This is a genomic window from Paludibacterium sp. (genome assembly GCF_019232825.1).
Taxonomy (GTDB): Bacteria; Pseudomonadota; Gammaproteobacteria; order Burkholderiales; family Chromobacteriaceae; genus Paludibacterium.
The window spans coordinates 1-11,976 of sequence record NZ_JAFAND010000008.1 but is presented as its reverse complement, the minus strand read 5'-3'; the positions used below and the strand labels follow the sequence as shown (position 1 = coordinate 11,976).

The 11,976-nt window shown below is 61.6% G+C and carries 8 protein-coding genes and 1 rRNA gene; 4 read left to right on the top strand and 5 right to left on the bottom strand.

The features are described from left to right. Nucleotides 1–381: 381 nt before the first annotated feature. Entirely contained in the window at nt 382–1,173 is a 792-nt protein-coding gene (locus JOZ06_RS00870; RefSeq protein ID WP_293227765.1) for a class I SAM-dependent methyltransferase, read from the bottom strand. 108 nt (nt 1,174–1,281) lie between these two features. Between JOZ06_RS00870 and JOZ06_RS00865 the strand changes: the two genes are divergently transcribed. Then, nucleotides 1,282–3,531 (top strand): DNA internalization-related competence protein ComEC/Rec2, encoded by a 2,250-nt coding sequence (locus JOZ06_RS00865; protein WP_293227764.1) that lies wholly within the window; start codon nt 1,282–1,284, stop codon nt 3,529–3,531. On the opposite strand, the gene JOZ06_RS00860 is transcribed toward JOZ06_RS00865, so the two are convergent. Genes JOZ06_RS00860 through JOZ06_RS00845 form a run of 4 tightly spaced genes read right to left on the bottom strand, consistent with a single transcriptional unit; the run spans nt 3,470 to nt 8,301 of the window. Then, nucleotides 3,470–4,414 carry a response regulator gene (locus JOZ06_RS00860; RefSeq protein ID WP_293227762.1) on the bottom strand — a complete coding sequence of 315 codons (945 nt, stop codon included), beginning with the start codon at nt 4,412–4,414 and terminating at the stop codon, nt 3,470–3,472. The two genes, JOZ06_RS00865 and JOZ06_RS00860, sit on opposite strands and share 62 nt — an antisense overlap. Nucleotides 4,415–4,429: 15 nt before the next feature. Next, complete coding sequence (locus JOZ06_RS00855) at nt 4,430–6,988, bottom strand: ATP-binding protein (protein ID WP_293227760.1); 2,559 nt, start codon at nt 6,986–6,988, stop codon at nt 4,430–4,432. Further along, nucleotides 6,985–7,770 (bottom strand): ParA family protein, encoded by a 786-nt coding sequence (locus JOZ06_RS00850; protein ID WP_366515104.1) that lies wholly within the window; start codon nt 7,768–7,770, stop codon nt 6,985–6,987. The genes JOZ06_RS00855 and JOZ06_RS00850 overlap by 4 nt, the downstream gene beginning before the upstream one ends. A 51-nt stretch (nt 7,771–7,821) precedes the next feature. Next, nucleotides 7,822–8,301 (bottom strand): surface-adhesin E family protein, encoded by a 480-nt coding sequence (locus tag JOZ06_RS00845; protein ID WP_293227758.1) that lies wholly within the window; start codon nt 8,299–8,301, stop codon nt 7,822–7,824. A gap of 223 nt (nt 8,302–8,524) precedes the next feature. Between JOZ06_RS00845 and recQ the strand changes: the two genes are divergently transcribed. From recQ to JOZ06_RS00830, 3 genes are all read left to right on the top strand, one after another. Beyond that, complete coding sequence (gene recQ, locus JOZ06_RS00840) at nt 8,525–10,366, top strand: DNA helicase RecQ (protein ID WP_293227756.1); 1,842 nt, start codon at nt 8,525–8,527, stop codon at nt 10,364–10,366. A gap of 15 nt (nt 10,367–10,381) precedes the next feature. Continuing rightward, nucleotides 10,382–11,599 (top strand): bifunctional glutamate N-acetyltransferase/amino-acid acetyltransferase ArgJ, encoded by a 1,218-nt coding sequence (gene argJ / locus JOZ06_RS00835; RefSeq protein WP_293227755.1) that lies wholly within the window; start codon nt 10,382–10,384, stop codon nt 11,597–11,599. A gap of 265 nt (nt 11,600–11,864) precedes the next feature. Continuing rightward, nucleotides 11,865–11,976: ribosomal RNA gene (locus JOZ06_RS00830) — 16S ribosomal RNA — on the top strand; the annotation flags it as partial.

Genomic DNA, 11,976 nt, shown 5'->3' with positions numbered 1-11,976 from the left:
AACTGCTGCTGACGCAGACGGCGGTTTGTCGGGGTGGAAGGAAGTGCATTAACATCATGGATAGCCATGGCTTACTCCGAGTAAGTGAGTTGTGGTTAGCGGGCTCGGCGGTGGTGCAAACACCCCGGGCCCGCGCCTTTGGCAATGACCCGCCTAAAGCCCCCTTACCCTATCCAGTTCGCCGGGAAACGGCAATTGGGCAGCTTGTCCGTAAATTCTGAAAGTAAAAAAGCGAGTAAGGCGGGAGTAAAAGCAAAACCTTGACGGCGGGAGTAAACGCCCGTCCCCACTCCCGCTTTCAAGGTGTTGCCGTTACTCCCGCAGTGGATGCCCGTACAAGCGAAACGGCGGGAATAACAGCCGACGCCGACTCTCGCCTGTTTACTCGGCGCGTTTGCCCGCGCTGACGAGCGCCTTGATCGAATAGATATCGAAACGGGTGCTCTTGCCCTCCAGGCACGCCGACGGGGGTATCCCGGTAATGGCCGCGCCCAGGCGCGGGCGCTTGACCACCACGCGGCCGCGCGCTGCGGCAATGGCGGCGGCGAGCAGCGCGCCGCTATCGAGGTCGTCGCCAATAACCTGCTGAAAAGCCTGCATGTCCTTCTTGGCCGCGGCGCTTTTGCCGGTCTCGGGGAACATCGGGTCGACATACACCACGTCCGGCCGCGCTTCGGCCGGCAACGCGACGAGCCAACGGATGGCGTCGGCGTGCACGAGCGTCATGCGTGCGGCGATTTCCATGATGTCCGGCGCGACCGACGCCCGATCGAGGGCGTCGTCGAGCAGCGCCGCCGCCACCGGCGAGCGCTCGACGAGCGTCACCTGGCAGCCGAGGCTCGCCAGGACGAAGGCGTCGCGCCCCAGACCGGCGGTGGCGTCCACCACGCGCATTTCACCCGGATGACCCTTTAGGCCGATGGCTTTGGCCACAGGTTGCCCGCGGCCGCCGCCTTGCTCGCGCCGGTGGCGCGCCGCGCCTTCGGCGAATTCGGCATAGACCGCGCCGTGCTTGCCGGTCGTGACGAGCTCCAGCCGCTCGAACCCCATTTCCAACCAATAACCCGAGGATGGCCGCTGGCGAACCAGGGGCAGGGCGTAGCGCTCGGCCAATTGGGCGGCGCGTTCGCGGCGGGCGCTGTCGGCGCAGAAGAGCGGCGTGGAGATCGGCATGGTCAGGACAGTAAGAAAGGTGGACGGCGCTGGCACGATACGATAAGCGAGCGCTCCAGGCAACCGTCGTATCCTCGTAGCGGCGGCGCCAACCCTTACCATGCCGCCATGGACCTTGTGATCGGATTTGTCGCTGGGGTGACCCTGTGCGTGTGGTTGGCCGAATTGCCCGACTGGCACTGGTTGCTGGCGGGAGGACTGCTCGCGCCCGCCGCGCGCTGGCTGCCGGCGCGGACACGCTGGGTGTTTGTCGTGACGGCTGGCGTGTCTCTCGGCCTTGCCTGGGCGGTTTTTCATGCGGGACAACGCTTAGCCTTGCGCTTACCGGCGGCGCTAGACGGTCAGACAGTGCCTTTGGTGCTGACGGTACGCGACCTGCCGGTGCGCACCGAGCGCGGTTTTCGCTTGTTGGCTCAAGTGGAAACGCCCCTGGCGGGCATCGCGTGGGTTCGGCTGCATCTGACGCGGGGCGAGCCTTGGCCCGCCGGCAGCCGTTGGCGCGCGCAAGTGCGGTTGCGCCCGGTGCGGGCCAGCGCCAATCCGCACGGATTCGATGCCGAAGCCTGGCTTTGGGCGCAAGGTATTCAGGCCAGTGGGCAGGTGGTGGGCCAGCCGCAGCGTTTGGCGGATGCCGGCGATTGGCTCGCCCAGGTGGACCGGCTGCGCGCGCGCATCGCCGGCAGGATCGGCAAGGTATTGGGCACGACGCGCGAGGCGGCGCTGATCACCGCGCTGACGGTGGGGATGCAGCAGGGCATCGGCCGCGAAGAATGGCAATGGTTTGCCCGCACCGGGGTGACGCATCTGGTGTCGATTTCGGGGTTGCACGTCGGCATGGTGGCAGGGCTGGCGGTATTGGCGCTGCGCGCCTTGTTTCGGCGCTGGCCGCCGCGCTGGGGCGCGCCGCGCGCGTGGATCGCCATGGGCGGATTGGCGGCCGCTGGCGCTTATTCGCTGCTGGCGGGCTGGTCGGTGCCGACGCGGCGCACGTTCTTCATGTTGGCGGTGGCCTGCCTTTTGCTCTGCTGGCGCCGCGCGTTGTCCCCCTTTCATATCTGGTGGCTGGCATTGGGCTCGGTGCTGCTGCTGGACCCGTTCGCGGTGTATTTCCCCGGTCTATGGCTGTCTTTCGGGCTGGTGGCGGCGTTGATGCTGGTGTCGGTAGGGCGCCGGCGCGCGCCGAAGCATTGGCGAGGCTGGTTGGCCGGGCAATGGGCGGCCAGCGTGATGTCGGTGGTGCCGCTGATCGGTTTTTTTGCCGCATTGCCGTTGATTTCACCATTGGCCAATCTGATCGCCATTCCCTGGATTTCCGCGCTGGTGTCACCGCTGTGCCTACTCGCCGCGGCGGTGCCGGTCGATGCGTTGTTGCATTTGGCCGATTGGCTATGTCGAGGGTTTTATCTGTTCATCGCCGGGTGCGCAGCCGCGCCGATCTGGTTCGCGCCCATTCCGCCATGGCCGCTGTTGGCGCTGGGCCTGCTGGGATCGCTCTGGTTGATCGCGCCGCTAGGCTGGGCGGGGCGATTATTGGGCGCGGCGCTGCTGCTGCCGATGTTGTGGTATGCCCCGCCACGACCGCGCGAAGGCGCTTTTCGGGCGATGGTGCTGGATGTCGGCCAAGGTTTGTCGGTATGGCTAAGCACCGCTCGGCACGATTTGCTGTATGACACGGGATTGCCGGCGGCCGAGGCGGTGGTGTTGCCGAACCTGCTGGCTGCGGGGGTGAGGCGGCTGGATGCGCTGGTGCTGTCGCATCACGACGCCGACCACGACGGCGCCGCGCCCGCGATCATACGCGCCCTGCCGGTCGCCACGCTGTGGGTCGGTCAAGCCGATAGCGCTCACGCGCTTGGCGTAGCGTTTCGTCCGTGCCGGCCAGGACGGCGCTGGCAGTGGGATGGCGTGCGCTTTGAGATGTTGTGGCCGGATGCCGCCTGGCGCGAGCCCGGCAACAATGCCTACAGTTGCGTGCTGCGCGTGTCGGGGGAATATGGATCGCTATTGCTGACCGGCGATATTTCGCAGAACGAGGAAGCCGCGCTCGTGGCGCGTTACGGTCGCGCGCTCGCCAGTACCGTGCTGGTGGCGCCGCACCACGGCAGCCGCAGCTCGTCCTCGCCGGTGTTTTTGCGCATGGTTGCGCCGCGTTGGGGCGTGGTCAGCGCCGGGTGGCGCAATCGCTACGGCCATCCTCATGAGAGAGTGCTCGGTCATTACCGCGCCATGGGCATCACCCTGTTGCGTACCGACCGGCAGGGGGCGATCATGCTGGACTTCACCGCGCCGCCGCGGGTCACGGGGTATCGGCAGGTGGCGCCGCGTCACTGGCGTCCGGGCTCGGCGTCGGACGGATAAGCCAAATGTCGGCGTCGACTTGGTTGCCGTTGCCCAAATAGTTGAGTTGGTCGAACGATAGCTTGCGGGCGATGAGAATGCCGCGGCCGTGGCTTTCCAAATAAGAGATGGCCTCGGTATCGAGATAGTGGCGCCAGTCGAAGCCTGCGCCTTCGTCGGCAATGGAAAAACGGATGGCCTCGCGCGAGCGCCGGTAGCTCAACCGCACCTGGCGTTGGCCGAACTCCGGATCGGATAGACGCCGTTCCAACTCGGCCTCCCAGGCCCCGTCAGCCTGTAACTGCGTTTTTTCGGCATAGGAGAGCCGTAGATTGCCATGCTCGATGGCGTTGACCAGGAGTTCGAACAGGCCGGTAGCGACGCGTTCAGGGTGTGGGCAGGCGCGGGCGAGAAGCGCGGTAACCCATTGCGCTTCCTTGTGCGTGCGAAAGGCAAAGTGTGCCTCGTTCAAATAACCCAAGGCCTCCGCTTGCTGATTGACCAGCTCGCGAAAGTAGGTGTGCCGGTCCCAGTGGCTGACGGCGGCGGCGACAACGGCCTGCAGCATCTCGCGCGAGAACGGTTTGGTCAGATAATAAAACGCGCCTTGCGACAGCCCCTCCTGCACGCTGGCGGCGGCGCCGACCGCGGTTTGCATGATGACGGGCAGGAACTCGAGCCGCTGGTCGCTCTTGATGCGCCGTAAGAGTTCAAATCCATCCATGCCCGGCATCATCTTGTCCAATAGCACGCTGGAAAAAGCATCGCCCTCGCGGTCGAGCAGGTGCCAGGCCGCTTCGCCGCTTTCGGCAGTTCTGACCCGATAGCCCGCATCTTCCAGTAGTTCCGTCATCAATTCGAGGTTGAAGGGCTCGTCATCGACCAGCAGCAAGGTATGGGCCATGGTGGGTCTCCTGTCTCAAAGCGGATGGCGCGGGCGCAGCGGAAAGGTGAAGCTGAACTGCGCGCCGCCGCCCGCGGCGTTGTCGGCAAAGATTTCGCCCTGGTGGGCGTGAATGATTTCACGGCAGATGGCGAGGCCGAGCCCGGTGCCGCCGGCGCCGGTCTTGGTCGAACTGCTTTGAATGAATTTGTCGAAAATCGATTCCAGCTCACCGGCAGGAATACCCGGGCCTTGGTCCGTCACTTGGACCCACACCACCGGGAAACCCGCGCTGTGGATAATGCGCGCTTCGACGCCGATACGGCTTTCCGGCGGGCTGAACTTGATGGCATTGGTCAACAGATTGCGCATGACTTGGCCGATACGCACGCTGTCGAAACAAGCAATCAGCGGTTGCGGCACGATATCGGTCTCAATGCGGATTCTCCTGTTTTCCGCCATGCCGGTCAGCTCTTCGGCGATGTCGCGCAGATGGCGCGCCAGATCGTCGTCCACCAACGTGTACTCCATGCGGCCGACCTCCATCTTGGCCAGGTCGAGCAAGTCGTTGAGTAGCGACAGCAGGCGATTGCCGCTGGTAAGAATACGCTTGAAATACTGTTGGATTTTTTCTTGGCCGCTTTGCTCGCTGCGGCTTTGCCCCATCTCCGCGAAGCCGAGAATGGCGTGCATCGGCGTGCGCAACTCGTGCGACATGTTGGCGAGGAACTCGGTTTTGGTCCGGCTGGATTCTTCGGCAAGTTCCTTGGCGGTCCGCAGGGCTTCTTCCGCCGCGCGCTCCGCCGAGAAATCCTGATAGACCCAGATGGTGCCAAGGCCTGGCACGGCGGGGTTGAGCGCCTTGCCGTGCAGCCGTACCCAAATCAGTTTGCCGCGCCCGGTTTGAAGTTGCAGTTCGGTGGTGACCACCTTGCCCGCGTTGAGCAAGTGATAGAGCAGCCGGCCAGTGCGCTGGTACTGCTCGTCGTTTTGATAGAACTGGCGCGTGGTGTAGTTGATGGCCCTGGCTTCGTCACAGTCGAACATTTCCAAAAAGGCATGATTCACCTGTTTGAGATGGCGATCGGCGATGTAGGCCATCGCCAAGGGGCTGGCATCGAGTAGGGCCGCCAATTGCCGGCTTTGCATCTCGACTTGTTCCGCCAGACTGTTCTTGAGCCGGATCAGCGCGGCTTCCTGCGCCTTGCGAACGCTGATGTCTCGGCATACGAGCAGGTAGAACTGGTCGTCCGGCAAGGTGACTCGCGACAAAGCCAGTTCGACGGGGAGCTTGCTGCTATCGTTGCGAATCAGTTGCGCTTCGAACAATAGGCCTTCGAAATTGGCGGCAATCGTCGAAAAATGCTGCTGATGGCTGTCGTAAAGCTCGGGAAACAGCGCGCCGATGGTCAAGCCTGGCAGCGACTCGGCGGCTTGGCCGATCAACCTTGTGGCGGCGGGATTGGCGTGCGTAATGGCGCCGTCGTGATCCGCCAGAAGGATGGCATCGGAACTGGCTTGCAAAATGGCGCTTTGGCGCATTTCGCTCTCCGTGCGAGCCTGTTCCGCCGCAATACGTTCGGCCAGCTGTTGTCGCAGCAATTGGTGATGCTGCGCTAACTGTCGATCCTGGTCGGCCAGTCGTACCTGGAACTGCGCGTTGCGCCGAGCGAACACGATCAGCAGGGAGATCAGCGCGGTCAGCGAAGCCGCCGTCAGCAGCAGGATAGAGCGGTCGCTGTCGTCCAATGGCGCATTATCGGCCTTGGCCAACCGATAGGTGCCAAATTGCAACGGCATGCCACCCAGCACGGCGGTTTGGCTGGCGATCGGTGCGCCGACAGGGCGGCTCAAATCGGGGCGGGAGTCGAGCAGCAAGAGAGGCTGACGGTTATCGAGCTTGACCCAGGCAAGCAGGCGCAGCTGATTTTGAAACGCGCTGCCGTCCGGGAGCGGCAAGGCAAGCAGGCGCTCCAGATCTACATTGAACAGCAGAAACCGCATTTTGCGGGCAAGCGGCGTTGCGATCGCCAAGCGTCCAATGTCGGAGTCATGCAGGGCGACGAGTACCGGCAGGCCCGTGTTCTGGGCTTGGCTGAGCGCCTTTTCCCAACCCGGCAGCGAGCCGAGATCCAGTCCGCGCGCCAAGGCGTTGGCGTCATCGGGCAGATAGTTGATGACCGGGAAGTATTCGGATTTGACCGGACTCGGTGAGAGGTGGTGATTGGATAGAACCTGGATTGGCCCGCTGATGGCCAATTCGAACGCAGCACGTTGATTCGCCGGAACCTGTGCCAGCAAAGCGGAGCCATTGAAGGCGCTGTTGGGATGAGTCGCGCTGGTGTTGATGCGCGTCAGCGCATTGAGCGTATCGGTATCGCCGTTGGACGGTGCGCCCAGCACCGCGGCATAGTCGAGCGCCGTGCTCAGACGGGCCATCAGGATATTAAGACTGTAGGCGCCCCACATGGCGTAACGCTCGGCTTCGCGGTCGGCTGCACCGTTCTCGAGCAGGCCATATTCCACCAACAGTATCGCGACGGCCAGCAGGCCGGCCATGACGATCAGCCCAGGCCGCCGTAACGCACTCATCATCCACCCCGCTTCGGGGGGCCGTCCAATTGTCGGTAGAGCTGGTCAAATTCGAGCGTCAGCTTGTGCCGCTGATCGAGATAGGGCATCGGCCGCGAAGCTTCATGCGATTCGCGGATCCGCACGGAGGCGGATAACGGCGTGTCGAGAATGGGCAGCCCCTCGGCGCGTAACTCCGCCACTTGGCGTGCCGGCAGACTGGCGCGCGGCTGAAACTGGTTGACGACAATACCTTCGATCGTCAGTTGCGGATTATGGTCAGCGCGGATTTCCTCGACGCTGGTCAAGAGTCCGTACAGCGCTTGACGGGAAAAGGTGTCGCAGTCGAAAGGGATCAAGCAGCGCTGTGCGGCGATGAGCGCCGACAACGTGTAAAAGTTGAGCGCCGGCGGCGTGTCGATCCAGATTTCGTCGAAATCGGCTTCTTCATCGAGGGCATCGAGCGCCTCTCGCAGCTTGTAGATCTTATGGCGGGCATCCAGCTTGCCCATCATTTCAGTCAGACTGGGGTGGGATGCGAGCAAGCGCAATCCGGGAAACGGCGTGTCCTCGATGAATTCGCTCGCCTGCTTGCCAAACAGCGTGATGTTGAGAAATTGGTCAAACAGGCCGCCGAGGTGACGCGCCTCTGCCTGTGCGCCCAACAGGTAGTGGCTGCTGTTGCCCTGGGGGTCCAGGTCGATGACCAGCACTTGCTTGCCCTGGCGCGCCGCCGTGGCCGCCAAGTTAACCGTGATGGTGGACTTGCCGACCCCACCCTTTTGATTGAATACCACTCGCCGGATTGCCGCCATTCAAACCCCCATGGAGCAGGCCGGGACGTCCCTCTGGCGCTATCAGTTTGCGGATGCGGTTTGGCAAACAAACAGCATCTGCTGATAGCTTGCAGAATTTGGTACGACCGGCACTGGTTTTATCTGGTTGTCATTATAGGTGAAGCTGGCCACCTGCCTGCCCGTTTCATCGAACAAATTCATGCTGAGCAAGCGATACGTATCGGCTTTGCAGTCAATCTGCCAGGTATTGATGGAGACTTTATGACGAGGCGTCTGCAGGAAGTCTTCCTTGCGAATATCGAAAATGGTCTTCCGTTCGCGGAAAGTCACCAGATCGCCTTGGCGTTGAATCGACAGCTTATCGAGCTCATGCAGGATATTGCCGTTCGGCGACACGCCGAGATTTTCCCAATCGGCGCTGGGTACGGCCGGCTCTTGGCTCGACGTGACAGCGCCGGGGCGTGTTGAGGAAATCGGCTGAGTCGCACAGCCGGCGAGCAGGCCTACAAACATGGCCAGCGCAAAAAATCGGTAACGCATTTACATTCTCCTGGTCGAACGCGCTCAGTGTCGCACAGCGGGGCGACGCGGCCAACCGCAGCAAAAATTCTTCGGAGGCGATTGGAACTTCCGTCTGAATGGGAAGTCTCTATTTGCACGAGAGCGTTTTTCCTCGTTTCACATTGTCTCCAAATCTTGCTAGCCACTTCTTCGGAAGTGGCTTTTTTTTGCCTGCATGCCCTCACCGCTGGATTACCGTACAATGTCGTCCTTCTTCGGGACCGACTTTTCCATGCAGGACGCCAACACCTTACTCCAAAACATCTTCGGCTATCCTTCCTTTCGCGGGCAGCAGGCCGAGATCGTGGCGCACGTCGCCGCGGGAGGGCACGCGCTGGTGTTGATGCCCACTGGCGGCGGCAAATCGCTGTGCTACCAAATTCCCGCCTTGATGCGGCCAGGGGTCGGCATCGTCGTTTCGCCGTTGATCGCGCTGATGCAGGATCAGGTCGCGGCATTGACCGAGGTGGGGATCGCCGCCGCCTGTCTCAATTCGGCCACCGATCCGGACGAGGCGCGCCTGATCTCCCGCCAGGCGCGCGCCGGCACGCTGGACATGCTGTATGTCGCGCCGGAACGGCTGCTGATGCCCCGTTTTCTCGATTTTCTCGATTCGTTGCAACTGGCGCTGTTCGCCATCGACGAGGCACATTGCGTCAGCCATTGGGGACATGATTTTCGGCCGGAATATCAGCAGCTCGGCATTCTGGCGCAGCGCTTCCCTCATGTGCCGCGGTTGGCGTTAACCGCTACCGCCGACCTGCCCACGCGGGCTGATATTCAACACTACCTTGGCCTGCAGGACAGTCCGGTATTCTTATCCAGCTTCGATCGGCCCAACCTGTTTTACCAGGTGGTGGAAAAGCACAATGCCAAGAAGCAGCTGCTGAGCTTCATCCAGAACGAGTTTCCCGGCGTATCGGGAATCGTTTATTGCCTGTCGCGCAAGCGCGTGGAAGAGACGGCAGAATGGTTGTCGGAAAATGGCATTCACGCGCTGCCCTATCACGCGGGTCTCAGTCATGAGGTGCGGGAGGCCAATCAGCGCGCTTTTATCCGCGACGACGCGGTGGTGATGGTGGCCACGGTGGCGTTCGGCATGGGTATCGACAAGCCGGACGTGCGTTTCGTGGCGCACATCGATATGCCGAAAAGCCCGGAGGGCTTCTACCAAGAATCCGGTCGCGCCGGTAGAGATGGGCTGCCTGCCGTCAGTTGGCTGTGTTACGGTCTCAATGACGTGGTGCAGCTCAACCGCATGATCCAGGAATCGGACATGGCCGAGCAGCAGAAGCAGATTGAGTGCGCCAAGCTCGATGCGATGCTGGCCATTTGCGAGACCGCCAGTTGCCGGCGACAGCAGATTCTGGCGCACTTTGGCGAACCGATCGCGCCGTGCGGTTGTTGCGACAACTGCGTGTCGCCGCCAGCCACCTTCGATGCCACCGTTGCGGTGCAAAAACTGTTGTCCTGCATCTATCGCGTGGGACAGCGCTATTCCGCCGGTCATGTGGTCGACGTGCTGTTGGGGCGCGGCAACCCCGCCGTGACGATGGCGGGACACGACCAGTTGTCGACGTTCGGCATCGGCCGTGAACTGAATCAGCGCGCCTGGCGTTCGGTGATCCGGCAGTTGGTGGCGCGAAAGATTCTGCAGGTCGATGTAGCCAGGGGGCAGTCGCTGGTGTTGACCGAAGCGTGCCGGTCGCTGCTTAAGGGGCAGGAGAAGATCCGCTTGCGCCCGTTGGCAGATAAGGGCCACGGCAACCGCGCGCAAACCGAGCGTTGGTTGCGCACCGAACGGGAAGATCGCTTGTGGCAGCAGTTGCGTCGCTGGCGCAAAGAAGTCGCCGACGAGCATAATGTCCCGGCCTATGCTGTCTTTTCTGATCGGACATTGCGGCAATTGGTCGAAGAAAAGCCGACAAGTCGCAGTCAGCTCGCGCGCATTTATGGTGTCGGCGAGCTCAAGCTGGCGCGCTATGGCGACAATCTGCTTCGTTTGATGCGGCAGATCGGGGAAGAATCGCCAAGCGGTGAGTAAAAATAGGGAGAAAACATGGCAGTCAATCTACTACCTCTGGACGACAACGCGTTACTGCCCATCGCAGGACTCGATCTCTTCGTGGCCGAAGCCGGCGTCAAATACGCCAATCGCCGCGATGTGCTGGTGATGCGCATCGATAAAGGCAATACCGTCGCCGGTGTGTTTACCCAGAACCGATTCTGCGCGGCGCCTGTGCAACTGTGTCAAAGCCATCTCGACGCCGGGGTGCAGATCCGCGCGTTGGTGGTCAATACGGGCAATGCCAACGCGGGGACGGGTGAGGAGGGGTTGCAACGCGCGCGCGCCATCTGCCGCGCGTTAGCCGATGAGCTCGGCTGCCAGACAGAGCAAATTCTGCCGTTTTCGACCGGCGTCATTCTTGAGCCCTTACCGGCCGATCGCATCATTCAAGCTTTGCCGGCGCGGCGCGCGGCCGGCTGGACGGAGGCGGCGCAGACAATCATGACCACCGACACCATGGCCAAAGGTAGCAGCCGCAGTCTGCAGCTCGGCGGCGAGGCGGTGGCGATTACCGGTATTGCCAAGGGTTCGGGGATGATTCACCCCAATATGGCGACAATGCTGGGCTTCGTGGCGACGGATGCCGCCATCACCCGGCCGGTGCTCAATCAGCTGGTCAAGGAAGTGTGCGATCAGTCGTTCAACTGTATTTCGGTCGACGGAGACACCTCGACCAATGACAGCTTTATGCTGATCTCCACGGGTAAGAGCAAAGCGCCGTTGATCGATTCGACCGAGTCGGCCGACTATCAGATGTTGCGCGCGGCATTGCTCGACGTAGCGACCGAATTGGCCCAGGCCATTATCCGCGACGGCGAGGGCGCCACTAAATTTGTCACGGTCGAAGTCGAGGGGGGGCGCAGCGTGGCGGAGTGCAAAGCCATCGCTTACGCCATTGCCCGCTCGCCATTGGTCAAGACGGCGTTTTTTGCTTCCGATCCCAATCTGGGGAGATTGTTGTGCGCCATTGGCTATGCCGGGATCAATGACCTGGACGTCGAGCGGCTTGAGCTTTATCTGGACGACGTTCTGGTGGCGAGCCAGGGGGGGCGCCATCCCGATTACCGCGAGGAACAAGGGCAGGCGATTTTGAATCAAGACGAGTTCACCGTGCGTGTGTTGCTACATCGTGGCGCGGCGCGCGCGCACGTTTGGACCTGTGATTTCTCTTACGATTACGTACGCATCAATGCTGATTACCGAAGCTAAGTTATTGTGATTTTTCAAAAAACCGCCTCGTGAGGCGGTTTTTTTCATATTGGGCCCTAAAAACGCAGTTGACGCACCCTTTTCGTCCGCGTATAGTTCGCTCTCTCCGCTGCAGCAACAACGCAGCACCGCTCTTTAACAGAACAGAACAACCGATAGGTGTGAGTGCCGGGGGAGCCCGACACTTGCACTGCAAGAGACAGAAAGTACCTTCGGGTTCTTTTGTGGTTCTTGCGTGCCAAAGTACGAAATAAGCATAGAGATTGAACTGAAGAGTTTGATCCTGGCTCAGATTGAACGCTGGCGGCATGCTTTACACATGCAAGTCGAACGGCAGCACGGGCTTCGGCCTGGTGGCGAGTGGCGAACGGGTGAGT